Origin of the sequence: Oxalicibacterium flavum (assembly GCF_014635065.1) — a bacterium.
In the GTDB taxonomy this organism is placed as follows: domain Bacteria; phylum Pseudomonadota; class Gammaproteobacteria; order Burkholderiales; family Burkholderiaceae_D; genus Oxalicibacterium; species Oxalicibacterium flavum.
Genome location: NZ_BMCG01000003.1, coordinates 327,880 through 353,406, shown reverse-complemented (window position 1 = coordinate 353,406; position 25,527 = coordinate 327,880). Strand labels below are relative to the sequence as shown.

20 protein-coding genes and 1 pseudogene are annotated in these 25,527 nt (G+C 62.4%); 8 read left to right on the top strand and 13 right to left on the bottom strand.

The features are described from left to right. Positions 1 to 24 precede the first annotated feature (24 nt). The gene (locus IEV38_RS08700) at positions 25 to 666 is read right to left on the bottom strand and encodes a TetR family transcriptional regulator (protein WP_188395792.1); all 642 of its coding nucleotides are present in this window, start codon (positions 664 to 666) and stop codon (positions 25 to 27) included. A gap of 232 nt (positions 667 to 898) precedes the next feature. Between IEV38_RS08700 and IEV38_RS08695 the strand changes: the two genes are divergently transcribed. The 3 genes from IEV38_RS08695 to IEV38_RS08685 are packed head-to-tail and all read left to right on the top strand — an operon-like array spanning position 899 to position 6,735. Further along, positions 899 to 2,122 (top strand): efflux RND transporter periplasmic adaptor subunit, encoded by a 1,224-nt coding sequence (locus IEV38_RS08695; RefSeq protein ID WP_188395791.1) that lies wholly within the window; start codon positions 899 to 901, stop codon positions 2,120 to 2,122. 12 nt (positions 2,123 to 2,134) lie between these two features. Continuing rightward, on the top strand, positions 2,135 to 5,284 hold the full coding sequence (locus tag IEV38_RS08690; protein ID WP_188395790.1) for an efflux RND transporter permease subunit: 3,150 nt from the start codon (positions 2,135 to 2,137) through the stop codon (positions 5,282 to 5,284). After that, entirely contained in the window at positions 5,281 to 6,735 is a 1,455-nt protein-coding gene (locus IEV38_RS08685; RefSeq protein ID WP_308633594.1) for an efflux transporter outer membrane subunit, read from the top strand. The genes IEV38_RS08690 and IEV38_RS08685 overlap by 4 nt, the downstream gene beginning before the upstream one ends. Positions 6,736 to 6,814: 79 nt before the next feature. Here IEV38_RS08685 and IEV38_RS08680 read toward each other — a convergent pair whose 3' ends face one another. Continuing rightward, positions 6,815 to 7,111 (bottom strand): hypothetical protein, encoded by a 297-nt coding sequence (locus IEV38_RS08680; RefSeq protein ID WP_188395789.1) that lies wholly within the window; start codon positions 7,109 to 7,111, stop codon positions 6,815 to 6,817. Positions 7,112 to 7,309: 198 nt separating this feature from the next. Here IEV38_RS08680 and IEV38_RS08675 point away from each other — a divergent pair, with 198 nt between their 5' ends. The 3 genes from IEV38_RS08675 to IEV38_RS08665 all read left to right on the top strand — a co-directional run bounded on the left by IEV38_RS08675 (position 7,310) and on the right by IEV38_RS08665 (position 8,875). Next, a complete protein-coding gene (locus IEV38_RS08675; RefSeq protein WP_188395788.1) occupies positions 7,310 to 7,837 on the top strand; it encodes a DUF3617 domain-containing protein in 528 nt (175 codons plus the stop codon). 117 nt (positions 7,838 to 7,954) lie between these two features. Further along, positions 7,955 to 8,242, top strand: a complete 288-nt coding sequence (locus tag IEV38_RS08670; RefSeq protein WP_188395787.1) for a hypothetical protein — start codon at positions 7,955 to 7,957, stop codon at positions 8,240 to 8,242. Positions 8,243 to 8,284: 42 nt separating this feature from the next. Then, positions 8,285 to 8,875, top strand: coding sequence for a hypothetical protein (locus IEV38_RS08665; protein ID WP_188395786.1), 591 nt, complete (start codon positions 8,285 to 8,287; stop codon positions 8,873 to 8,875). Positions 8,876 to 8,910: 35 nt separating this feature from the next. Here the strand turns inward: IEV38_RS08665 and IEV38_RS08660 are convergent, their stop codons facing one another. The 4 genes from IEV38_RS08660 to IEV38_RS08645 all read right to left on the bottom strand — a co-directional run bounded on the left by IEV38_RS08660 (position 8,911) and on the right by IEV38_RS08645 (position 12,265). Further along, positions 8,911 to 9,105, bottom strand: a complete 195-nt coding sequence (locus IEV38_RS08660) for a hypothetical protein (protein WP_188395785.1) — start codon at positions 9,103 to 9,105, stop codon at positions 8,911 to 8,913. Then, positions 9,102 to 10,379, bottom strand: coding sequence for a lipid IV(A) 3-deoxy-D-manno-octulosonic acid transferase (gene waaA, locus IEV38_RS08655; protein WP_188395784.1), 1,278 nt, complete (start codon positions 10,377 to 10,379; stop codon positions 9,102 to 9,104). The genes IEV38_RS08660 and waaA overlap by 4 nt, the downstream gene beginning before the upstream one ends. Positions 10,380 to 10,538: 159 nt before the next feature. Then, positions 10,539 to 11,915, bottom strand: a complete 1,377-nt coding sequence (locus IEV38_RS08650; RefSeq protein ID WP_188395783.1) for a phosphomannomutase/phosphoglucomutase — start codon at positions 11,913 to 11,915, stop codon at positions 10,539 to 10,541. A 29-nt stretch (positions 11,916 to 11,944) separates the two neighbouring features. After that, a complete protein-coding gene (locus IEV38_RS08645; protein ID WP_188395782.1) occupies positions 11,945 to 12,265 on the bottom strand; it encodes an H-NS histone family protein in 321 nt (106 codons plus the stop codon). Positions 12,266 to 12,738: 473 nt separating this feature from the next. Between IEV38_RS08645 and IEV38_RS08640 the strand changes: the two genes are divergently transcribed. Beyond that, entirely contained in the window at positions 12,739 to 13,563 is an 825-nt protein-coding gene (locus IEV38_RS08640) for a symmetrical bis(5'-nucleosyl)-tetraphosphatase (protein ID WP_188395781.1), read from the top strand. Here the strand turns inward: IEV38_RS08640 and IEV38_RS08635 are convergent, their stop codons facing one another. From IEV38_RS08635 to IEV38_RS08610, 6 genes are read right to left on the bottom strand one after another with little or no spacing between them, the layout of a single operon-like run. Further along, entirely contained in the window at positions 13,564 to 14,295 is a 732-nt protein-coding gene (locus IEV38_RS08635) for a lysophospholipid acyltransferase family protein (protein ID WP_188395780.1), read from the bottom strand. Positions 14,296 to 14,329: 34 nt separating this feature from the next. Continuing rightward, positions 14,330 to 15,613 (bottom strand): dihydroorotase, encoded by a 1,284-nt coding sequence (locus IEV38_RS08630; protein ID WP_188395779.1) that lies wholly within the window; start codon positions 15,611 to 15,613, stop codon positions 14,330 to 14,332. A 3-nt stretch (positions 15,614 to 15,616) separates the two neighbouring features. Beyond that, positions 15,617 to 16,576 carry an aspartate carbamoyltransferase catalytic subunit gene (locus IEV38_RS08625; protein WP_188395778.1) on the bottom strand — a complete coding sequence of 320 codons (960 nt, stop codon included), beginning with the start codon at positions 16,574 to 16,576 and terminating at the stop codon, positions 15,617 to 15,619. After that, complete coding sequence (gene pyrR / locus IEV38_RS08620) at positions 16,569 to 17,081, bottom strand: bifunctional pyr operon transcriptional regulator/uracil phosphoribosyltransferase PyrR (RefSeq protein WP_188395777.1); 513 nt, start codon at positions 17,079 to 17,081, stop codon at positions 16,569 to 16,571. Before pyrR ends, IEV38_RS08625 begins: the two co-directional genes overlap by 8 nt. Then, a complete protein-coding gene (ruvX, locus tag IEV38_RS08615) occupies positions 17,062 to 17,451 on the bottom strand; it encodes a Holliday junction resolvase RuvX (protein ID WP_188395776.1) in 390 nt (129 codons plus the stop codon). The genes pyrR and ruvX overlap by 20 nt, the downstream gene beginning before the upstream one ends. Positions 17,452 to 17,475: 24 nt before the next feature. Continuing rightward, on the bottom strand, positions 17,476 to 18,138 hold the full coding sequence (locus IEV38_RS08610) for a YqgE/AlgH family protein (protein ID WP_188395775.1): 663 nt from the start codon (positions 18,136 to 18,138) through the stop codon (positions 17,476 to 17,478). Between the two features lie 123 nt (positions 18,139 to 18,261). On the opposite strand from IEV38_RS08610, the pseudogene IEV38_RS08605 reads away from it, so the two are divergent. Beyond that, positions 18,262 to 19,757: pseudogene (locus tag IEV38_RS08605) on the top strand (cryptochrome/photolyase family protein). Positions 19,758 to 19,808: 51 nt separating this feature from the next. Here the strand turns inward: IEV38_RS08605 and IEV38_RS08600 are convergent. Then, positions 19,809 to 25,487 carry a hybrid sensor histidine kinase/response regulator gene (locus IEV38_RS08600; protein WP_188395774.1) on the bottom strand — a complete coding sequence of 1,893 codons (5,679 nt, stop codon included), beginning with the start codon at positions 25,485 to 25,487 and terminating at the stop codon, positions 19,809 to 19,811. Positions 25,488 to 25,527 lie beyond the last annotated feature (40 nt).

The window sequence follows — 25,527 nt, the reverse complement described above, 5'->3', positions numbered from 1 at the left end:
CCCGCATCGCGCCGCCCTTCTCCATCATGCCTGCTTCAAACGCTGCGACGGCGCATAGCGCAGGCTGTCGATGCAGGTGTCGATGACCTGTTCGGCCACCTCCGCCAGGTCGAAGGCATCCGGGCAGAACAGCCAGTTCATCAGCAGGCCGATCACCTGCCCATGCAGGGTCAGCACCGCCAGCCGCGTGTTCAGGTCGGCCGGCAGCTGCTTGAGCACGATCGCATCCTTGAGGATGCGCTCCATGTTGTCGAGTCCGCTCAGGTAGCAGGCCTGCTGGCGTATCCAGATCGGATCGTTGCGATCCACCAGTTCGCACTTGAGGAAGAGAATGTCGAGCACGCGACGCGTGCGCTCGTTCTGCGCGGCGTCGTGCAGCAGATGAATCCAGGTGCTGCGCAGATGGCCGAGCGGATCGTTCGCATACTGCTCGAGCGGCGTGTTCATCAGCGATTCCATCGGCAGGCAGACACGATCGGCCATCGCCTCGAACAGGTCGGCCTTGTTCTTGAAATGCCAATAGATCGCGCCGCGCGTCACATCGGCAGCCACGGCAACATCAGCCAGCGAAGTCTGGGCAAGGCCGCGCGCATAAAAAACCTCTTCCGCCGCATCGATGATGCGGTTGCGTGTTTCAAGCGCTTCTTCCTTTGTTGCTCGTGCCATCTGGATTTAATCTCCTCTCACATGCTTTTTGTATTTTCGCTATGCTGAAGCGTTTTTTGCGCCAGGGTTGCCATGAATACATACATTCGCGAATGTATGTATAATACTCGACTTGCAGCCGTTCAGCAAAAAGCACAGCCGCAACAGCCCGTGCCGAGTCTCTTTTCTGCCTTACCCGTTTTCTGGATCTGTCGATTTCCGGCAGCGACTTTATCTATCGTGCGAGACGTATATGAATTCACTTCCCCGTTTGACGCGCATCAGCGCAAGCCTTGCCCTGATTTTTGCCCTCGCCGCCTGCGGCGGAAAATCCGAAGCACCCGCTGCGCCGCCCCCGCCTGAAGTCTCGATCGTCACCGTCACCCCCGCCCCGCTGGCCGTCACCAACGAACTTCCGGGTCGTCTCGAGTCGAGCCGCATCGCCGAAGTGCGCGCGCGCGTGGCGGGCATCGTACTCAAACGCAACTTCCGTGAAGGCAGCGACGTCAAGGCTGGCGAATTGCTCTATCAGATCGATCCCGCGCAATTCCAGGCCAACTACAACAGCGCCAACGCCGCGGTGGAACGCGCCGAAGCGACGCTGCTGCAGAACCAGCTGAAAGCCAAGCGCTACAAGCCGCTGGTCGAAACCAACGCCATCAGCAAGCAGGAATACGATGACGTGGTCGCCGCCGAGAAGCAGGCCATCGCCGATCTGGCCTCTGCCAAGGCGGCACGTGAAAACGCGCGCCTGTCGCTCGGCTACGCCAACGTGACCTCGCCGATCTCGGGCCGCATCGGCCGCGCGCTGGTGACCGAAGGCGCGCTGGTCGGCCAGAACGAAGCCACGCCGCTGGCCGTGGTGCAACAGATCGATCCGATCTACCTGAACATGACGCAGTCGAGCACCGACATCCTGAAACTGCAGCGCGCGATGGCCGATGGCCAGCTGAAGAGCGCCGGCAAGGGCCAGATCAAGATCACGCTGGTGACGGAAGACGGTACCGAATATCCGCGTGCCGGCAAGCTGCTGTTCTCCGACCTGACCGTGGATGAAACCTCGGGCGCGGTCGCGCTGCGCGCCGAGTTCCCGAACCCTGACCGCACCCTGCTGCCTGGCATGTACGTGCGTGCGCGTGTCGAACAGGCCGTCAACGAGAATGCACTGGCCGTGCCGCAACGCGCCGTGATGCAGACTCCGGCCGGCTCCGCCGTGCTGGTGGTCGATGCCGAGAACAAGGTCACCAGCCGCCCGATCAAGACCGGCTCCTCGCATGACAACAGCTGGATCGTGGAAAGCGGCCTCAAGGCCGGCGACCGCGTGATCGTCGAAGGCCTGCAGAAGGTGCAGCCGGGCGCCGTCGTCACGCCGGTTCCCTGGAAAGACCCGGCTGCCGGCAATGCACCCGCCAGCGAGGCAGCCCCCGCCGAGAAAGCTGCACCCGCAGACAAGGCAGACCAACCCGCAACGAAGTAAGGGAGTACCGTAATGGGTAAATTTTTCATCGATCGCCCGGTATTCGCGTGGGTACTGGCGATCTTCATCCTGCTGGCGGGGGCGCTGTCGATCAAGTTCCTGCCCGTGGCGCAATATCCGAACATTGCACCGCCAGCCATCGTGGTCACGGCCAACTATCCGGGCGCAACGGCGCAGACGCTGGACGACAGCGTCACCAGCCTGATCGAGCAGGAAATGAACGGCGCCGACGGCCTGATGTACGTCGAGTCGCAAAGCCAGGCCAATGGCCAGGTGCAGATCACCGTCACCTTCACGCCGGAAACCAATCCCGATCTGGCCGCGGTCGACGTGCAGAACCGCCTCAAGCGCGTGGAAGCGCGTCTGCCGTCGGTGGTCACGCAACAGGGCGTGCAGGTCACCAAGTCGCGCAGCAACTTCCTGCTGTTCATCGGCCTGTCCTCGACCGACAACTCGCTCGATCCAATCGCTCTCGGCGACTATCTGTCGCGCAACGTGCTCAACGAGATCCGCCGCGTGCCGGGTGTCGGCCAGGCGCAGCTGTTCGGTACCGAACGCGCGATGCGCATCTGGGTCGATCCCAACAAGCTGGTCGGCCTGAACCTCACTCCGGCCGACGTCACCGCCGCGATCCGCGCGCAGAACGCGCTGGTGGCCGGCGGTACGCTGGGCGAGCTGCCGAGCCCGACCGATCAGCAGTACGCGGCGACCGTGGTGGTCAACGGCCAGATGACCAGTCCCGAGGAATTCGGCAGCATCGTGCTGCGCGCCAATCGTGACGGCTCGAGCGTGCGCCTGCGCGACGTCGCGCGCGTCGAGGTCGGCGGCCAGCAGTACGCAACCTCCGGCCGCCTGAACGGCAAGCCGACGTCCTTTATCGGCGTGCAGCTGTCGCCGACCGCCAACGCGCTGGAAACCGCCAACTTCGTCCACGCCAAGATGGACGAGCTGTCGAAGTATTTCCCGGCCGGCGTGCGCTACGACATTCCGTACGACACCTCCAAGTTCGTGCAGATCTCGATCGAGGAAGTCGTGAAGACCCTGATCGAAGCCATCATCCTGGTGTTCCTGGTGATGTATCTGTTCCTGCAGAACCTGCGCTACACCATCATCCCGACCATCGTGGTGCCGGTGGCGCTGGCGGGCACGTTTGCGACCATGATGCTGTTCGGTTTCTCGATCAACGTGCTGACGATGTTCGGCATGGTGCTGGCGATCGGTATTCTGGTCGACGATGCGATCGTGGTGGTGGAGAACGTCGAACGCATCATGGCGGAAGAAGGACTGTCGCCGCGCGATGCGACACGCAAGGCGATGGGCCAGATCTCGGGTGCGCTGATCGGCATCACACTGGTGCTGATCGCGGTGTTCATCCCGATGGCCTTCTTCGGCGGCGCGGTGGGCGCCATCTATCGCCAGTTCTCGCTGTCGATCGCGGCCTCTATGGTGTTCTCGGTGCTGATGGCGTTCACGTTGACGCCGGCCCTGTGCGCCACCATCCTGAAGCCGATTCCGAAAGGCGAACATCACGAGAAACGCGGCTTCTTCGGCTGGTTCAATCGCCGCTTCAACAGCACCACGACCGGCTACCAGGGCTTCGTGGCACGCATGCTGACCAAGACCGGACGCTGGATGCTCGTCTACGGCCTGATCATCGGCTGCGTGGCGCTGCTCTACGCGCGTCTGCCGGCCTCGTTCCTGCCGAACGAGGACCAGGGCTACATCGTCACCAACGTCGAACTGCCTGCAGGCGCCAGCACCGGTCGTACGCTGGAAGTCATCAAGCAGATCGAGAACTACTACATGAACGAACCGGCGGTGCAGCACGTGGTCGCCATCACCGGCTTCAGCTTCTCGGGCAACGGCCAGAACGCGGGTATCGTGTTCACGCCGTTCAAGGACTGGAAGGAGCGCGGCAAGGGTCAGTCGGCCGACGAGATCGCGGCCAAGGCCTTCGGCGCCTTCTCGCAGATCAAGGACGCCATCGTGTATCCGCTGAATCCGCCGCCGATCCGCGAACTGGGTAACGCCACCGGCTTCACCTTCCGCTTGCAGGACCGTTCTGGTCAGGGCCACGAAGCGCTGGTCGCCGCACGCAACCAGTTGCTGGGCCTGGCCGCGCAAAGCCCGATCCTGGCCGGCGTGCGTCCGGAAGGTCTGGAAGATGCGCCGCAGCTGCAACTGGACATCGATCGCGACAAGGCCAATTCGCTGGGCGTCTCGTTCGACACCATCAACGCCACGCTGTCGACCCTGCTCGGTTCGTCGTACGTCAACGACTTCCCCAACCAGGGCCGTCAGCAGCGCGTGATCGTGCAGGCCGATTCCCCGCGCCGTCTGCAACCGGAAGATCTGAAGAACCTGTACGCGCGCAATACGCAGGGCGGCATGGTTCCGTTCTCGTCCTTCGTGACGTCGAAATGGATCACCGGTCCGGTGCAACTGATCCGCTACAACGGCTACCCGGCGATGAAGATTTCCGGCGCCACCAAGCCGGGCTACAGCACGGGCGACGCGATGACGGAAATGGAAAACCTGATGACCAAGCTGCCGCCGGGCTTCGGCTTCGAGTGGACCGGCCAGTCGCTGGAAGAGAAGACCTCGGGCGACCAGGCACCGGCGCTCTACGCGCTGTCGCTGATCGCGGTGTTCCTGGTGCTGGCGGCCTTGTATGAAAGCACCTCGATCCCGTTCGCGGTGATGCTGGTGGTGCCGCTCGGCATCCTCGGCGCACTGCTCGGCGTGACGCTGCGCGGCATGCCGAACGACGTGTACTTCAAGGTCGGCATGATCACGGTGGTGGGGCTGTCAGCGAAGAACGCGATCCTGATCATCGAGTTCGCCAAGGACCTGCAGGCGCAGGGCAAGGGTCTGATCGAGGCGACGCTGGAAGCGGTTCACCTGCGTTTCCGCCCGATCATCATGACCTCGCTGGCCTTCATCCTCGGCGTGCTGCCGCTGGTGATCGCCTCCGGCGCAGGCTCGGCCAGCCAGCGCGCCATCGGTACCGGCGTGATGGGCGGCATGATCACGGCGACCGTGCTGGCGGTGTTCCTGGTGCCGGTGTTCTTCGTGGTGGTCCGCAACATATTCAAGGGCAGCGAACGCCAACGCCGCATGTATGCGGCCAACAAGCCACGCAATGAGGATGAAGAATTATGATGAAGCAACTCACACTGACGCTGATCGCGGCCGGCGTACTGAGCGGCTGTTCGATGGCGCCCAAGTACGTGCGTCCCGACGCGCCGGTCGCGGCTGACTATCCGCAGCATGCGGCCACCGCCGCCGATCAGCAGCAGCTGGTTTCCGAACTGGGCTGGCGCAACTTCTTTCCCGACCAGCGCCTGCAGGCACTGATCGGCCGTGCGCTGGAAAACAACCGCGACCTGCGGGTCGCGGCCCTGCGCATCGAGGAAGCGCGCGCGCTGTACAACATCCAGGCCGCCGACCGCCTGCCGCATTTCGATGCGACCGCCACCGGCAACCGCGGCCGTACGCCGGCTTCGCTGTCGCAGACCGGCACCAGCGTGGTCGGCAGCAACTACCAGGTCGGATTGAGCCTGGCTTCGTTCGAGCTCGATTTCTTCGGTCGTGTGAAGAGCCTCAGCGATGCCGCCCTGGCCAGCTATCTGGCGACCGAGGAAGCGCGCCAGGCAGCGCAGATCAGTCTGGTGGCGGAAGTCGCCAAGGCCTATCTGGCCGAGCGCGCCTACACCGAGCAGCAGGAACTCGCGCAGCGCACGCTGGAAAGCCGCAGCAAGGCCTACGATCTGGCCAAGCAGCGTTTCGAAGTTGGCGCCTCGTCGGCACTCGACCTGCAGCAGAACCAGGCTTTGATGCAGACCGCGCGTGTGCAGCAGCTTGCAATGGCGCGCCAGCGCGCGCAGGCATGGAATGCGCTGACGCTGCTGGTCGGCCAGCCGCTCGACGGCCTGCCCGATCCGCAACCGCTGTCGTCGCAGAACATCGTGACCGAACTGCCGGCCGGCCTGCCTTCGGACCTGCTGACGCAGCGCCCCGACATCCGCAGCGCCGAGCAGACCCTGCTGGCAGCCAATGCCAACATCGGCGCCGCACGCGCAGCGTTCTTCCCGCGCATCTCGCTGACCGCGGGCGTGGGCACCGCCAGCAACACGCTCGACGGTCTGTTCGAAAGCGGTTCGCGCGCCTGGTCGTTCACGCCGCAACTGGTGCTGCCGATCTTCCATGCCGGCGCCAATGTCGCCAACCTCAACCTGACCGAAGTGCGCAAGAACATCGCCGTCGCCAACTACGAGAAGAGCATCCAGACCGCCTTCCGCGAAGTGGCCGATGCGCTGGTCGCGCGCGGCCTGCTGGAAGAGCAGATCGATGCACAGCAGCAGGTGCAGGATGCGCAGGCACAACGCCTGAAACTGGCGGACCAGCGCTTCGAGAACGGCATCGCGAGTTCGCTCGACGTGCTCGACGCGCAGCGCGAACTGTTCTCCGCCGAGCAGGAGCTGGTGCAGGCACGACTGCTGCGCCTGACCAATGCGGTCGATCTGTACCGCTCGCTGGGCGGCGGCATTCTCGAGAACACGGCCACCGCTGCGGCGGTGCCTGCAGCTCCGGTAGCAACGCCGGCGCAGTAAGGTATCCGGGAGGAAAACCCTGCCGAACGAAAAAGAGGCCCTTGCGGGCCTCTTTTTTTATGGGATGCGGATGGCGATATCAGGCCATGGCAGGCAACTGCGGATCGGTCGGTCCCTTTGCGAATGTCAGCTTCGAACGCATCTGCTCCGCAAGCTTGTGCGCCAGCGGTTCGAACACGGCGCGACGCTGCTCGGTGAGCGTGTCGCCAGGCTGTCCATGAACCAGACAGATGATTCTGGAAGTGCCGGAGGCACAGACATTGAGCAAAAGGCGGCCAAGCTGGCCCAGTTCGCTATGCCTGAAAATATATTCGTAGGAGGTGGGGGAAATCGGTTTGCGTTGTGCGGTGACGTTCGGGGGTAATTCAATTGCCATACTGCAGTTTCTCCTTTTGTTGCCGTATTTTCGGCTTATCTCGGTGTTTTTCGTATCCCCTTTATATGGGATATCTTGTTGCGATTTCAATGGTGACATGAAAACCGGCAACAAGCATACCCTACTATTCGGGCAAAGGAACCTCTCTTGCCGCTTTGACCTCAAAGCCGGGTATCGCCAATCCGATGGAGCTCTCTCATGCGCACGTTGAAGCAAACCGTTCTTTTATCGCTGTTGTGCGGCACCGCGCTGTCCGCCCATGCCGCCGAACCGCAGATCCGCCCCGGCCTGTGGGAAATCTCGGCCAGTTCCAATCTGCTGTCGCTGGTGGAGCAGGTGCCGCCAGACCAGCGACGCCACCTTGGCAACCTTGCCAAACAGTATGGCTTCGTCATGCCAGACATCAAGGATGGCGCAGCCAGTTCTCAGGTATGCGTGACGCCTGAAATGGCAGCACACAATATTCCCCCGACTTCCTATCATCGGCAGTCGGGCTGCGAAGCGCGCAATGCAAGACAGAGCGACAATCGCTTTACCGCCGACCTGTTCTGCGATGGCGAACAGGTGAATGGCACCGGCTGGACGGAGGCCACACTGGCCGACGCCGAGCACTTTACCGGCAAGACCGCCTTCAAGGGACTGGTGCATGGCGTCACCGTTGACGAGCAGGCCAACACCAGCGGCCGCTGGCTGGCTGCGGATTGCACGGCAGCATCACGCCCCTGATCGTCGAGCTCGGGACGACATGCGCGGGAAACATGTCGTAACACTCCTTACCAATTCACGCTGGTTATCGTCGGCGCCCTGTTATGTAATGGATTCATCGTCACCAGGAGATGGATCATGAAAAAACTCTCAGGCCTTTTCGCAGCCGTTCTTGCAGGCGCAGCCCTGCTCCTGTCAGCGGCCCCCGCCATGGCGCGCGTCAATGTCGATGTACATGTGGGCGTGCCCGCTCCGGTATACGTCTCGCCGCATCCCGTCTATGTGCACCCGCGACCGGTGTATGTGCAACCCCGTCCGGTTTATGTGCATCCGTCCTATTATCGTGGCGACCGTTATCATCACAAGTATTACAAGCACCGCCATCATCGCCACGATTATCGCGGCCATGGCCATCATCATCGATAACGGCAAGGCAATCAGCCGGACGAACAAGCTCGGACGACTCGCATGAAAAACGCCAGAGGATTGACACTGACACTGCTGCTCGCTGCCACGCTGGCAGGGATGCACGCATTGCCAGCCCGCGCGGATCGGCTCAGCACGGTCACGATGGAGCAGATGCAGCAGGACATCCGCTCCCGGATCCAGTATGGGCTGGCGCAAGGATTGATCACGCCGCAGGAGGCGCAGGCACTGTATCAGCGCGAGCGCGATATCCAGTTCCGGGAAATGCGCTATCGCCGCAATCCGCATGCCTCCCCGCGGGAGCGCGATGCACTATGGCGTGATCTGGAGGCCATGCGCGTCGATGTGGAGCGCCGCCTGAATCGTCATGACGGCCGGCGTGGTACCCCTGGCCTGGCGCAGCGGCAGGCGTATATCAACAATCTCGTCGATCATGGCATCGCCGATGGACTGATTGCCCAGAACGAGGCGCACTGGCTGCAACGGCGTCAGCGCGACATCAGCCGACGCGAGGCACAGCTGCGTGCCAATGGCCGGTTCAACGGGGTAGAACAGGAACGCCTGCAGCGCGATCTCGACGCGCTTGAATGGGAAGTGAACCGCCTGCTCGATCGCGCCAACGCTTATCGTTGACGTTTATCGTTGCCCCTTATCGCTGACGGCTCCGATCATTCGCTGTACGGCCCGCAGCAGCTGCACGGGCCATGACCATGTTCAACCCGTCGATAATCGATAGGCGGCTCGGCACCCTGTTCGGCCTGCTCCGCTTTGCTATCTGCCGGCGTGCCGGACTTGCTGTCGGCATTTATCCCGGCCACTTGCCGCAGCGTGTCTTCAGTCTGCTTTTCCGAATCGTTCATCATCCCCGGCCTTCTATCAGTGGTCTCAACAGCGCCATCGTACGCGCCGTCGCTCCGCCATGCTGGCGCGCAAATATCAGCGCGTTCGCCCCCATCTCCGCGCGCAGCGGCGCATCTCGCAGAATCGTCGTGGCCTGCTGCATCATCTGTTCGGCATCTTCGACACGCAGCGCCGCTCCGGCGGCAATCGCGTTCTCTGCCGCCTCCGCGAAATTGAAGGTATAAGGCCCCACCAGAACCGGCTTGCCGACCGCACAAGCCTCGATCAGGTTATGCCCGCCCAATGGCAGCAGGCTGCCGCAGACGCAGGCCAGATCGGCAGCCGCATAGTAGGCAAACATCTCGCCCATGGAGTCGCCGAGCATGACCCGGATCTCGCGCCCGATGACCGCATCACCGGACTCCGAGCGGCGCGCCAATGACAAACCGCGCGAGCGGATCTGCTGCGCCACATCGTCAAACCGCTGCGGATGACGCGGCACGATGATCAGCAGCACATCCTCCACATTCAGCGTCGGCAATGCATCCAGAATCAGTGATTCCTCGCCGTCGCGCGTATTGGCACAGACCAGCACGGGACGTTTGCCAAAGCGTGTGCGCAACGCAGCGCCGCGTTCCAGCATGGCAGGCGGCGGCACGATATCGAACTTGATGCTGCCGGTGACATGTACCTCGGGCGCGCCAAGTTGCCGCACGCGCGCCGCATCGCTGTCGGTTTGCGCGGCCACGACCGTCATCGCCCTGGCGGCCTCGACGAACAGCGAGGGCAGGCGCAGTGCCTTGTTGAGCGACTTCTCGGAAAGACGCGCATTGACCAGCGCCACCGGTACCTGATGGCGGCGGCATTGCCGCATGACGTTGGGCCAGACCTCCGTTTCCATCAGTACGCACAGACGCGGCCGGAAACGGCGCAGGAACCGTCCGACCATCCAGCCGGTGTCATATGGCAGATAGCTCTGCACCACGCGCGACTCCTTGTCGAACAGCGAACGGCCGGTGGCGCGGCCGGTCGGGGTCATGTGCGTCAGCAGGACGACATGGTCGGGATATGCGTCCAGCAACGCTTCGACCAATGGCTGTGCGGCGCGCGTCTCGCCAACCGAGACCGCATGCACCCATAGAACGGGCAATTCGCGTGCGAGCCGGACGTCGCCATAGAAACCGAGACGCTCCGCCACATGGCGACGGTAACCGGACTCCTTGCGGCCGCGAATGAACAACCGCAGCAGCACCAGCGGCAAGGCGAGCCACCATGCAATCGAATAGATCAGGCGCATGGCGAGTGACGGATATCCGTCGCAAACTGCACGGAGAAAATGAGGGGAAATCGCATCAGCCGTATTATGCCGTAGCGGTACCGTGAAAAAGAAATTGCGCGGTACCGTACAAGCAAAAAAGCCGGCTTTCGCCGGCTTTTTCCAAAGGGATCGATGCGTTCAATACGGCATCACGGCATCCGGTTTGGCGTCCAGGATCACGCGCTTGAACTCGCCCTGGATACGTTCCAGCGCCTGCTGCGATTCGGCCTCGAAGCGCATGACGATGACCGGCGTGGTGTTGGAAGAACGCGCCAGCCCGAAACCGTCCGGATATTCGACGCGCAGGCCGTCGATCGAAATGGTCTGGTCCGAACCCGGAAACTTCGCTTCTGCCTGCAACTTGGCGATCAGCGGGAAGCTTTCTCCATCCTCGAGCTTCAACTGCAGTTCCGGCGTGCTGACCGATTGCGGCAACGCGTTGAGCAGGGCCGACGGGTCCTTCTCGCGGCTCAGCAATTCGAGCATGCGCGCACCCGCATACATGCCGTCGTCGAAACCGTACCAGCGATCCTTGAAGAACACGTGGCCGCTCATCTCGCCGCCCAGCGGCGCGCCGGTCTCGCGCATCTTGGCCTTGACCAGCGAGTGACCGGTCTTCCACATCAGCGGCTGGCCGCCGCTCTGCGTGATCCACGGTGCCAGGTAACGCGTGCACTTGACGTCATAGAGAATCTGCTCGCCCGGATGACGCGTCAGCACGTCCTTGGCAAACAGCATCAACTGACGATCCGGATAGATGATCTGGCCGTCCTTGGTCACCACTCCGAGCCGATCGCCATCGCCGTCGAAGGCCAGGCCGATCTCGGCATCGGTTTCGCGCAGGCACTTGATCAGGTCCTGCAGGTTTTCCGGATGGGCCGGATCGGGATGATGATTGGGGAAATTGCCATCCACATCGCAGAACAGCTCGATGACTTCGCATCCCAGCGCGCGATACAGATCGCCGGCAAAGGCGCCGGCGACACCGTTGCCGCAGTCGATCGCGATCTTCATCGGGCGCGCCAGCTTGACGTCGTCGACAATGCGCTTCTGGTAGGCCGCAGCGATATCGTGGGTCCGGTACGAACCCGCGCCTTCCGTAAAGCGCCCTTCGGCGATCGCCTGGTGCAGCGCCTGGATGGTTTCGCCGTAAATGGCTTCACCGGCCAATACCATCTTGAAGCCGTTGTAGTCCGGCGGATTGTGACTGCCGGTGACCATGATGCCGGATTGCGTATCCAGCACATGCGTCGCCAGATACAGCACCGGCGTGGCTACCACGCCCAGATCGATGACATCCACGCCCGCCGACTGCAGGCCTTCTGCCAGTGCCTTGGCCAGTTCGGGGCCGGAAAGGCGTCCATCACGTCCGATGACGACCGCCTTCTCTCCCTTGGCACGCACCGCGCTGCCGAAGGCACGTCCGATGTCGCGCGCAATGCCGGCATCCAGCGTCTTGCCGATGATGCCGCGAATGTCATACGCCTTGAAAATTCCCTGGGTAAGTGTTGCCATGTCTGATCGCTATCCTGTCAAATGTTGTCTCAGACTCCCAGGGCATCCAGCGATTTGCCGCTTGCCAGCCAATCCTTGACCCATTGAGGCTGGCGACCGCGACCGGTCCATTGCAGAGAGGAATTGTCAGGATGACGATAGCGCACTGCGACCGGCTTGCGGGTCTTGGTCTTGACCTTGCCGCCACCGGCACCGAGCAGCTCGTCGAGCGGCACGCCGACGCTTTGTGCAATGGCGATGATCTGTTCACGCGCACGCACGACTTCCTGTTTCTGGCGTTTCTTGAATTCCTGCTTGATCTGTTCCTGCAAATCCGACAATTCGGTCAGCGACAATGCGGATAAATCCATGAGAGTTTCCTTTCGACGATATTCAAATAAAAACAGCGAATACTTTACCAGTCTGCAATTGGCTTTGCATTAAATACCTGAATATCGAAGAATTCAATCGGCAAAGTCGGAATATCTAATTCCGCCTCGCCGGGTGAATCAGGAGATTCAGACTGGCGCCGTTAAAAATAGTTTCATTTATATTAACTTTTTTATCGGCACGCAAAACAAAATGACTTCAAACCTCAATATGGATAAGGGCTACCGCAGAATCGCATGAAGTGCAGTGCATTTCCTTGTTGAAATTTTTTTGTATGTAAAGGGCGACGACAATTAAAACATCGAACCGCGAATAATGTTCTATTCATTACCTTGGTGAGAAATGCGGCTGTAATTAGTGGCTGTAATTAGTTCTTCATGCATTAAAACCGGATACGCGGCAAAATATCCATCTGTTTTCCGCTCAAAACATATTCCCTTCTTATTCGAGTTTTATGACCACCTATGCCATTGGCGACCTGCAGGGCTGCCACGATCAATTGTCCCTTCTTCTTGAAAGGATTGAAACACGCACTCCCGGCGCGAAGTTTGTTTTTGTCGGCGACATCGTCAACCGCGGCCCCCGTTCGCTGGCAACCTTGCGCCAGGTACAGGCGCTGGGCGAGCGCGCCCGCATCGTACTCGGCAATCACGACCTGAATCTGCTGGCAGTCGCCTGCGGACTGCGGCAACCCCATGCATCCGACACGCTGGACGACATCCTGCAGGCCGAAGACCGCGACGAACTGGTCGGCTGGCTGCGACGACAACCGCTGGCCTTTGCCGACGGCGATCATCTGTTCGTGCATGCGGGCGTACTGCCGCAATGGAGTGCCGCGCAGACAGTCGCCTTGTCACGCGAGGTCGAACAGGAACTGCAGGGAACATACTGGGCGGATTTTCTGGGTGCCATGTATGGCAATACGCCTGCGGCCTGGAGCGATGATCTGCGCGGCATCGAGCGCCTGCGCGTCATCGTCAACGCGCTGACCCGCATGCGCCTGTGCAGCAGCGACGGCGTGATGGATTTCAAGACGGCCGAAGGCATCGACCGCATACCGGAAGGCCTGATGCCCTGGTTCGAACTGCCGGATCGCCGCACGGCCGATACCACCGTGGTATTCGGGCATTGGTCCACACTGGGATTGCTGATGCGGCCGCGACTGGTCGGGCTCGATACCGGTTGCGTGTGGGGCGGCAAGCTGACTGCCGTGAACCTGCAGGATCGCTCGCTGGTGCAGGTTGACTGCCCGCAACATCAGAAACCCGGGAAACGCTGATTACCCTGTCTGCAACGCGTCGGCAATTGCCAGCCGCGCATGTTGCGCCAGCTCCCTTCGCTGCAAGCCTGTCCCGTCGATGAGCGGCAGCTCGATCAGCTGCGCACGCATGCCGCGCGCTTTCAGGATCATCATCAGGCTATCGACGAAAGTCGTCTCACCGACAAAATTCGCCGCAGGATGCAGCGCGCCCTGGGCATCGAGATAGCGCAGCGCATACGGCTTGACCGGCACGCCGGCCGTGATCGCGGCTTCGAACAGGTTGGAATGGAACGGCAGCAGCTCGCCCTGGGCCGACGTCGTGCCTTCCGGGAAAAAGGCAATACGCTGGCCGCGCAGAATGCCGACCACCAGTCCCTCCTGCACACGCCGCACTTCACGCTGTCGGCCGCGTGCGATGAAGATGGTACCGGCCTTTTCGCATAGCCAGCCCAGCACCGGCCAGTTGCGGATGTCGGCCTTGGCAACGAAGTGACAGGGCTGCACCGCATTGACGACAAAGATGTCCAGCCAGGACACATGATTGGCAACCACCAGCGCGTTGCGCTGTGATGGCGCGCCGTCGACGAAGCGTGCATCGAGTTGCACGCGCAGGATGCGCAACAGCGCAGCGGACCAGTTCCGGACCAGCACTTCGCGCCGGGCCGGATTGGCAAACGGAAACACGAAGGCACTGGTCGCCAGTCCCTGCAGCAAATGCAGGAGGACACGCAGGAAGGAAAAGACAGTCACGCGACACCCTGCTGCGAAATGACCGGCATCGTGCTCAGCGCTGGAAGGCGATATGACCCGCCACAATCGTGGTCCTGACCTGCCCGGTCAGCTCATAGCCGAGAAAAGGCGTATGTTTGCCCTGGCTGGCCAGCTCGGCGGCACTCACCTTCCAGCGCACGGCCGGATCGAACAGGCACAGATCGGCCACGCTGCCGACGGCCAACTGCCCGGCCTGCAGACCGACGATGCGCGCGGCATCGCTGGTGACCTTGGCAATCGCCTGCGCCATGCCCTTCTTCGACTCCGCGCATTCCTCACCCCACTTCAGGGCCAGCGACAACAGCAGTTCGAGGCCGGTGGCGCCGGACGACGCTTCGCCGAACGGCAGCAGTTTTTCGTCGTCGTCCACCGGCGTGTGGTCGGAACAGATGGCATCGATGGTGCCATCCAGCAGGCCGGCACGAATCGCATCGCGATCGCGCTGACCGCGCAAGGGCGGCGCCAGGCGCGCGTTGGCATCGAAGAAGCCGATGTCGAATTCCGTCATGTGCACGTGATGCGCACCGACGTCACAGGTGATCGGCAAGCCCTCCTTCTTCGCCGCGCGCACCAGTTCCAGACCGGCAGCCGACGACATGCGGCACAGGTGCACGCGCGCACCGGTCACACGCACCAGCTCCAGAATGGTATGCAGTGCAATGGTCTCGGCCATCACCGGCACCCCGGCCAATCCGAGGCGCGATGCCACCGGGCCACTGTGCGCGACGCCGCTGCGCCCGATATGCGGATCCTGCGGACGCAGCCAGACCGTGAAGTCGAAGGTCTTCGCATATTGCAGGGCGCGCAACAGGACCGTGGTATCGAGGATCGGCTGGTCGGCCTGCGAGAAGCCGACGCAACCGGCATCGGTCAGCTCCGCCATCTCTGTCAAGGCCTCGCCCTGCAGCTTCATGGTCAGCGCGCCGAGCGGATAGACATGCGCCTGGTTCAGCAAGCGTGCGCGATGCTTGAGCATCTCGACCAGTCCCGGTTCGTCGAGCACCGGATCGGTATCGGGAGGGCACACCAGCGAGGTCACGCCGCCCTGCACCGCCGCCTGCATTTCCGACTCCAGTGTGGCCTTGTGTTCGTACCCCGGTTCGCGCAGGCGCGCAGAAAGATCGACCAGACCGGGTGCCACCACCAGGCTGCTGGCGTCGATCACCTTGCTCGCCGAAAAACCGTCGGGCGCGTGGCCGATGCCGACGATCCGACCTGCCGCAATATAGATGTCCTGCCGGGCATCGATGCCGTTTGCCGGATCGATCAGGCGACCATTCTTGATATGGATCTTCATCTTTTAATTTCCCGCCAAAATGCCCATGACTGCCATGCGTACCGCGATGCCGAACGTGACCTGCGGCAGGATCACCGCCTGCGTGCCGTCGGCCACTGCCGACTCGATCTCGACGCCGCGGTTCATCGGTCCCGGATGCATGACGATCGCGTCGGGCTTGGCCAGTGCCAGGCGCTCGGTCGTCAGGCCGTAGCTCTTGAAGAACTCCTGCGCCGACGGCAGCAGCGCGCCGCTCATGCGCTCGTTTTGCAGGCGCAACATGATGATGACATCGACGCCCTTCAATCCCTTGTTGATGTCGGTGAAGACGCGCACGCCCATCTGCTCGAGCCCGCTGGGCAGCAGCGTGCGTGGACCGATCGCGCGCACTTCCGGCACGCCCAGGGTGGTCAGCGCATGGATGTCCGAGCGCGCCACGCGGCTGTGCAGGATGTCGCCGACGATGGCCACCGTCAGATTGGTGAAATCCTTCTTGTAGTGGCGGATCGTGTACATGTCGAGCAGGCCCTGCGTCGGGTGCGCATGGCGCCCGTCGCCGGCATTGACCACATGCACGTGCGGCTGCCTGGTATCGTTGAGATGCTTGGCGATCAGATAGGGCGCGCCCGACTGCGAATGGCGCACCACGAACATGTCGGCATGCATGGCCGACAGGTTGTCGATGGTATCGAGCAGCGATTCGCCCTTGCTCGAACTCGAGGCGGCGATGTTGAGGTTGATGACGTCGGCCGACAGCCGCTTGGCGGCGATCTCGAAGGTGGTACGGGTGCGCGTCGAATTCTCGAAGAACAGGTTGAAGACGCCCTTGCCGCGCATCAGCGGTACCTTCTTGACCTCGCGGTCGCCAATGCTGACGAACGACGACGCGGTATCGAGGATGTGCAGGATGTTCGCCTTCGGCAGGCCTTCGATGGTGAGCAGGTGCTGCAGCTCGCCGTTCTTGTTCAATTGCGGATTAAGCATGATCCACCGTCAGGAAGAAGCGGCCGTCTTCGGCACGTTGAAGGACCAGCAGGCGCTGGTCCGGAAGAGAAACGGTTTCGGCCAGGAAATCGGCTGCGATCGGCAGCTCGCGCCCGCCGCGATCGGCCAGCGCCGCCAGCAGCACGCGCGCCGGACGGCCGTAGTCGAACAGTTCGTTGATCGCGGCGCGCGTGGTGCGGCCGGTGTAGAGCACGTCGTCAACCAGCACGATGGTCGCGCCCTCGACATCGAACGGAATCTGGGTCGATTTGACATCGGCCTTCAGTCCCTTCTCCGCATAGTCGTCGCGATGAAAGGACACATCGACGAAGCCGAGCCGCTCGGTCAGTTGCAGATCGGCGGCCAGGCGTTCGGCCAGCCAGGCGCCGCCGGAATGGATGCCGACGAGGGCGACATTCTCCACTTGTGCAAGCCCGGCTTTCACCTGCTGCAGCAAGGTCGAATACATCGCCTCGGCATCGAGTTCAGGAGTGGGATTCGTCATCGAAATATTGTTGAAGAATGATTGCAGCCGCGCGATCGTCGATCGCCTCGCCGCGTTGGTGAGAAATCACGGCAGACGAATACCGCTCGTCCACCAGTACGGTTGCCACATCGAAACGTCCATGCAACTGGTTGGCAAAGCGTCGGCAGCGCACGCTCATTTCGTGTTCGACGCCGTCCGGATGACGCGGCAGTCCGACCACGCACACCGCCGGCTGCCATTGCCGGATCAGTTCGCCGATCTCGGCAAACTTGCCATCGTTGGTGGCGGCGCGGATGACGGCCAGCGGCTGCGCCTGCCGGATCACGGTATTGCCGACCGCCACGCCGATGCGCTTGAGACCGAAATCGAAGGCGAGCACCGTATCCACTAGCGGCCGCGCTCCAGGCCGGCATCATGCATGCCCGACCTCGCCGCTCAGCATGGTCATATCGATACCGAGCAGTCGCAGCGCCGCCGAAAAGCGCTGTTCCAGCGGCAGATCGAACAGAATGCCGGGGTCGGCACGCACCGTCAGCCAGCCATTGCGCGAAATCTCGTCTTCCAGCTGCCCTGCGCCCCAGCCAGAGCAGCCAAGGCTGACCAGCAGACGCTGCGGCCCGTCTCCGCGTGCCACCGCTTCCAGAATGTCCCTGGAGGTCGTCAATGCCACTTCCGAGGTGACCGGCATGGTCGAGGAAAAGTCGCCGGCCGGCGCATGCAGCACGAAACCGCGGTCATCCTGCACCGGCCCGCCATACAGCACGGTCGCCTGCTGCGCCGGGATTCCCGGCGCGATCTCCAGCTTGAGATCGATGCGCGCCAGCAGATTCTCGACCGTCATGTCGGTCGGCTTGTTGATGATCACGCCGAGCGCGCCGCTTGCATTGTGCTCGCACAGATAGACCACCGAACCGCCAAAGACCGGATCCAGCATGGACGGCATCGCAATCAGAAAATGATCGGCAAGGTGGAGTTCCGCCACGGGCGGCACATCGGTATCGGAAGAAAAATCGGGGGATTCCGGGACATCACCCGGATCAGAGGGAAGGTGGCTGGTCTTGCGTTGCTTCGACATGACCCCTATTTTAGCAGTTTTGTCCGGCCATTCCAGGCGGTTTTTCCCGGCCAGCGCGCCTGGCTTCATACGGCGCCATCCCTTTTGCGGCATAGTGCAAGACTGCCCATTACCTGCCACCCCATGCCCGACTTCGACCGTTCTCTCGTCTGGCTGCGCCGCGACCTGCGCAGCTTCGACCATGCCGCGCTGCATCATGCGCTGGCGCAAAGCCGCCAGGTGTATTGCGTCTTCGTGTTCGACCGCACGATTCTCGACCTGCTGCCTCGGCGCGACAAACGTGTCGAGTTCATCCATGCCAGCCTGCGCGAACTCGACGGCGAACTCAAGGCGATGGGCGGCGGGCTGATCGTGCTGCACGACCATGCGGAACCCGCCATTCCGCGCCTGGCAGCCGAACTGGATGTGGAAGCGGTCTTCGTCAATCGCGACTACGAGCCGCAGGCCGTACGGCGCGACCGCGCCGTCGCCACCGCATTGGAAAGAGACGGCCGGACCTTCCACACCTTCAAGGATCAGGTGATCTTCGAGTGCAGCGAGATATTGACGAAGAGCGGTACGCCATTTTCCGTTTTCACGCCCTACAAGAATGCCTGGCTGCGGCAACTGCATGCCGGCGGCGACATGGGGCCTTCGATATCGATGCGCAGCGTTCCCGTCTGGCTACACCACCGCCCGGCATGCACGAGATGCCGTCACTCGCAGAGATTGGTTTCGAGAAAACCGATCTGGAGGAACTGGGCATCCTCATCGGCATGAGCGGTGCGCAGGCGCTGTTCGACGATTTTGTCGAGCGCATGTCCGAGTACGGCCGACGACGCGACTTTCCCGCAAGCAAGGGACCGTCCTATCTGTCGGTCCATCTGCGTTTCGGCACCATCTCCATCCGTGCGCTGGTACGGCGCGCGCTGGAGATCATACGAGGCCCGGCTGCGGATGGCGCGGCCACCTGGCTGTCGGAACTGATCTGGCGCGAATTCTATTTCATGATCCTGCATCATCATCCGCATGTCGCACAGCGGGCCTTCAAACCCGCCTACGATGCCATCGCCTGGGAACAAGGCGAACATGCCGACCGCCTGTTCGAGGTCTGGTGCGAGGGACGCACGGGCTACCCGCTGGTCGATGCGGCCATGGCGCAACTCAACCGGACCGGCTACATGCACAATCGCCTGCGCATGGTCGCGGCTTCCTTTCTGGTCAAGGATCTCGGCATCGACTGGCGGCGCGGCGAACATTATTTCGCGGAAAAGCTCAACGATTTCGATCTCGCTGCCAACAACGGCGGCTGGCAATGGGCGGCCTCCTCCGGCTGCGATGCGCAACCCTGGTTTCGCATCTTCAATCCAGTCACGCAATCCGAGAAATGCGATGCCGAGGGCAAGTTCATCCGGCGCTATCTGCCGCAGCTTACCGCACTGCCGGCCAAACAGGTGCATGCGCCCTGGAAGCTGTCCGCCGAGGATTTACGGGCCTTCGACATTGAACTGGGCAAGAACTATCCGCACCCCATCGTCTCGCACGAAGAAGCCCGGGCGAGGACCCTGCAACGCTATGCGGTGGTCAAGACGGTCGCCGAAGCGGCTGATCGTGAAGCAGAGGATGACGCGGCCCCATGAAAAATCCCGCCGGCAGGCGGGATTCTTTTGTACCGGCAATGAGCCTTGGCATCAGTGCAATGCCGAATACCTGCCGACGAAGCCGGCAATCAGTTCCAGCAACACATCTTCCTGATACGGCTTGCCCAGGTACTCATTGACGCCAAGCTCCATCGCAAAGTTGCGATGCTTGGCGGCCGTGCGCGACGTGATCATGATGATCGGGATGCCGCGCGTGCGTTCATCGTCGCGAATGTTGCGCGTCAGGTCGAAACCGTCCATGCGCGGCATCTCGATGTCGACCAGCATCACATCGGGCGTCACCGACTGCAGATGTTCGAGCGCATCCACGCCATCCTTGGCCAGCACCACCTGATAGCCTTCGCGCGTCAGCAGGCGCTGCGTGACGCGGCGCACCGTCAGCGAATCGTCAACCACCATCACGATCGGTTGCGCACGCAGCCCCTGCACCGGCGCCGCGGGTTGCCCTGCATGATCGTCGGATGTCAGTTCGACCACCGCACCCATGTTGTCCGGCGCATCGGACGGCGTCAGACGCGGTGCACGAATATTCTCCTGCGCGGCGCGCTGCGCCAACGGCACCGGGTTGAGGATCAGCACGATCTCGCCGGAACCGAGCACCGTCGCACCGGCAATGCCGATCATGCGCGACAGCTGCGGACCGATGTTCTTGACCACCACCTCGCGGTTGCCGATGACTTCATCGACATGAATCGCCACGCGGTCGCTGCCGCTCTTCAGGATCAGCAGCGGCGAATACTGCTGCGTCACCGGCGTCGCTTCCGCATCGCCAAGCAGGGCCGACAGATAATGCAGCGGCACGCGCTGCGACTGCCAGAGAAGTGCGCCTTCGTTATAGGCCAGTGACAGCGGACCGACCTTCAACTGCTGCACCTGTTCCACCAGCACCGACGGCACTGCGTAAATCCGTCCGCCCGTCGAGAGCAGGACCACCTGCGTCACCGCCAGCGTCAATGGCAGATGGATGGTGAATTGCGCACCCGCGCCGGGTTCCGAAACGATGGCAATACGACCGCCCAGGGAAACCGCTTCCGAACGCACCACGTCCATGCCGATGCCGCGCCCCGCCAGTTCCGTCACCTCCTCGGCGGTCGAGAATCCGGGATGGAAGATCAGTTCGCTCGTTTCTGCATCGGACAGTTGCGCATCGCTGCCCAGCAATCCGATAGCAGTCGCCTTGTTGCGAATGCCATCGATATCGAGCCCGCGACCGTCGTCCGAGAACTGGATGACGACCTCGTTGCCTTCCTGCCGCACCTCGATGCGCAGTTCGCCGGTTTCGCTCTTGCCCGCCGCGCGGCGCCGCTCGCGCGACTCGATGCCATGCACGATGGCATTGCGCAGCAGATGTTCGAACGGACCGGTCATCTTCTCGAGCACGCTGCGGTCGAGTTCCACTGCCGCGCCACGAATGTCGAGATTGACGCGCTTGTCCATCTCCTTGGCTGCCTGGCGCGTGACACGGTAGAGGCGGTCGGCAATGCTGGCGAACTTCACCATGCGCACGCGCATCAGATCCTGCTGCAGATCGCGCGTCAGGCGGGCCTGTACCGACAGGCCGGCGCTGGCACTTTCGATGGTGCGATTCAGCGTCTGCTGCACGGTGCCGACGTCACTGACACTTTCGGCCATCATGCGCGTGAGTTCCTGCAGACGCGTGAAGCGGTCGAACTCGAGCGGATCGAATTCGCGCTCGGGCGAACTTCCCATGCTCGACGTGATTTGCGACTCTGCCTGCATTTCGATTTCGCGCAGCTGGTCGCGCAGCCGCGAAACGTTGTCCGACAACTCGCCCAGCGACTGTCGCAATGTGCCGACTTCGTTTTCCAGCCGCGACCGGGAAATCGACACTTCACCGGCCTGATTGACCACACGATCGAGAATATCGGCGCGCACCCTCACCAACGGCGCAGCTGCCTGCGTCGTCACCGCGCGCGGCGCCTCGGCGGTCTGCAGGCGCCGTTCCTGCACAACATCGCTGCCGCCTGTCGTTGCGTCCTGTACGGGTGCCGTTACTTCGCCAGCGGATTCCGAGGCGGCCTGTTCAGACGCAGATTCGGCTCCTGAGGAAGCGGAAGTGTCGCCATCCTGCAATTGCTCGAACAACTGCGAAGCAAGATCATGCCGCGCCAGCAGATCGTCGAACATCGGCGCCGCCGGGTGACCGGCATGCGAGATGGTCTCGATGCGGGTCTCCATCTCGTGCAGATGCTGTCCCAGGGCCATGGCACCGGCCATGCGCGCGCTTCCCTTCACCGTGTGCAACAGGCGCAACAGGGTCTGCGGCATGACGGCATCGTCAGGCTGCAACTGCCAGCCGCGCAATGCCTCGCCGATCTGCGGCAACATGTCGCGACCCTCTTCGATGAAGACGGGCAACAAGTCCGCGTCGATCTCGTCCTGCATGAACAGTGCGGCATCGCTCGTCTCGATCGCATCCTGTCCATGTGCCGCAGCAGCAAGATGTGATGCGGGCAAATCCGGCACCTCCGATACGCCGTCGTCATCGGAAAGGAATGAAGCACTGGCGGCCGTACCGGCAACGATAGGCTCCAGCGACCTTCCCTCGAAATCCTCGGGCATGGCCGTGAGCTGCGCGACCTGTTCCGCTTCATCTTCCGGCATCTCGCCCAATGCGAACTTCAGAAGCATGGCGCGTATGCACTCCACCGACTGGTCGAGCACATCGTATTCGCTCCACAGCAGCTTGACGGGCTTGCGCGCCAGGTATTGCAACACCATCTCCAGCGCATAGGCCAACTGGTGCAGGGAGAGGAAACCGACCGTGGCCGAACTGCCCGCCAGTGAATGCGCGGCATGCACCGCCTGCACGCTGACATGACGATCCGGTTCGTGCCGCCATTCGCTGAAGTCATGCGCGAGCCTGCGCACCAGTTCGTCTGTCTCGGTCAGATAGATGCTGTAAAGCGGCATGCCGATCTCGAGATCGCCGATGCGCTTGATGTGATCGTCGGCAGCAGGCCCGCCGACTGGATTGCCGGGAAAATCAACGACATTCTCCGCAGCCGACTCCATATCCTGTGCAGGCGACTCCTGCGCGGCGTCATGCTGCTCGGCTGCCATTTCTTCCGTTGCCGACGTGAACCGTCCGAACTGCACGAGTTCCTCATCGCTCAACTGCAACTCTTCGGCTTCCACCGTCTCCGGCGTTGACTCGAGCGAAAACGGCTGGCCATGCCGAACGCGTTCCGCTGCGTCGATCAGCGCACGACCATCGCGTTGCGAACCGCCGGTCTGCCGCAGTTCGCTCACCCACGCACCAAGCTGCTGCGCCGCGCAATCGATCAATGCATGCAGCTCGGGATCGCCACCCTGCGTATCCGCAAGGCGCAGATTGAGCACCTGCTCGATGCTCCAGGCAGCTTCGCCGAAGGCAACCAGTCCCACCATCCGGCTGCTGCCCTTGAGCGTATGAAAGGAGCGCCGCAAGGTCGTCAGGTATTCCTGGTTGTGTGGCGCGTTGCGCGACAGCGGCAAGGTCTCTGCGATGCAGGCCAGCACCTCGACCGCCTCGCCGAGAAAAATATCGAGCAGTTCGGCGTCCGCCTCCGCCTCGGTCTCGGGCGTTGCCGGTGATGCGATCGCATCGGTGGCGGGCTGCTCCGGTTCCGCCAGCGCGATTTCGTCGAGCGCGGCGGAAGAAGCGATGAAATCCGGCGATTCCAGCATGTCGATCACGGCACGCGCGCGATCGCCGGCATCCGGGTTGTCAACCAGGCGCGCATCCAGGCGCACCTGTTCCAGCGATTCCTTCAATTGTTCCTGCAACTGCAGATTGTCCGGCTCTGCCGCCAGCGAATGCGCCAGCTGCTGCGACTGCCGCTGGTGCGCGGCCAGTTCGTCCTCCACCGTCGGCGCTGCCAGGACCTGCTCTTCGCTATCCATTGCGGTTTCGGGCAACGCCGCGGCAGTCTGCCCGTCGTCCGTCATGTCCGCACCGTCAGCCTCTGCATGACGGCGACGATCGTCGATCAGGTTGGCGCGAAAGGTGCCGCTTTCATCATCGAAGCTGAAGCGATGACTGCCCTCGCCATGCAGAGGCAACGTCTCGATGAAGAAACTCAGGGCACCGACATTCTGCGCCACCTGTTCCAGCAGTGCCGCATCGGCCACCTCTTCCGTGGCGACGAAACCGCGCACCGTCTCCTGCACGTGGCGGACCGCGCGCATCGCTTCCTCATGGTCGAGTATCGCGAGGGCGCCGTGAATCTGGTACAGAATCCCTTCGACCTCGCTCAATCCGGCTTTCTGCTGCGGATCGCGGAAATAGGCATCGAGCTGCTTTTCCACCTGCCGCAGACTCGACTGCAGTTCACTCGCCAGCACGGTCATGCTCTGCCGCTGCTGTGCCTGGCGCGACATCTCGTCGAGCCATTGCGCGGACGGCGCCAGCGGTTCACCGGCCACCGCCGACAACAGACGCGCGGTCACGGCCTCGGCGCGCTCGGCAAAATCGTCGGGCAGATGCCCGATCTGCTGCAATGCCTGCTCGACGAACAGCAGGCTGGTGGCAATTTCCAGACTCACCGCATCGCCCGGCACGGTGTGCGCGGCATGACGCGCAATCCCGCTCAATTCACGCAGAAGTTTTCCAAGAGCCGGCGCGTTCAGACCATCACCGGCCTCGGCCAGCCCTGCCATCTCCTGCTGAAATGCCGAGGCCACGCCCGTATCGCCGCCGGCAATGCGGTTCCACAGAATCTTGGCCTGCGACAGACGTGCACGCGCATCGGTCAGCGATTGCGCATCCACCTGCCCGTAACGGCGCGCTTCGTAATCGGCGGGCACCGCGCCGTCGAGCCGATAGGTGCTGCGGATCAGACTGGCCTGCGGTGACGGAGCATCGATGCGCGCCAGAAAGAACAGCGCGTCGCGCAACAGACGTTCGGCAATGCTGGCCGATCCTTCTGCCAGACGCCGCAGTTGCAGATTGATGCGCGCAAACAGTTGCCTGACGTACAGCTCGCCGCCGATCTGGTCGTCGGCGACGGCATCGGCAAACCCTGCCATGACCCACCAGAAGGCACGCGTCTGCGGACTCGTCTGCGCCGCTTCGACCTTTTGCAGGAGATCGCGCATGGCAATCGCACCAGCCTGCCCGGAGCGTCCGCCACCGCCTTTCAGATACAGCAGCAACGCGCGCTCGAAGCGCTTGCGCAGAACGACATAGTCGTCGCGCGTCAATGCATGCGAAGCAGGCGGCAGCTGCGGACGCGCGGTCAGGTTGGGGAAGAACAGATCGGCCGGATGAATGCGTTCGGCACCGCGCACCTCGAGCAGCGCCCGATAGTAGGGAAACAGTCGCACCGGCTGATGCGGCAATCCGGCCAGCAGTTCTTCCAGATATTCGACCAGCGCCCGGCATGCCAGCGCGATCGTGTCTGCCGCCTCCGGGGTCAGTTCAACCTGGCCGGATTCGAAACGCTCCAGCAGATCTTCCACGGTCTCGGTCAGGATGACGACGCCATCGACATCGACAATCTGCAGCGCGCCATGCACCTGGTGCAGCCATGTCCTGGCCTGCCGCAGGGCAGTCGAACGCAGGTCGGCGTCCTGCGTCAGTGCTTCGGTCAGTGCGGCGCGCGAATGCGCCAGCGCGTCGGCGATTTCACCGATCACCCAGGACAGCGGCCCGGCATCGAAATCGTCCGCGCCAGCGTGCGGCGGGAAGGAAGAAGGGGTATTCATGACTGCCTCGCGATGCAGCGGCAACCGGTCAGCTGACGGT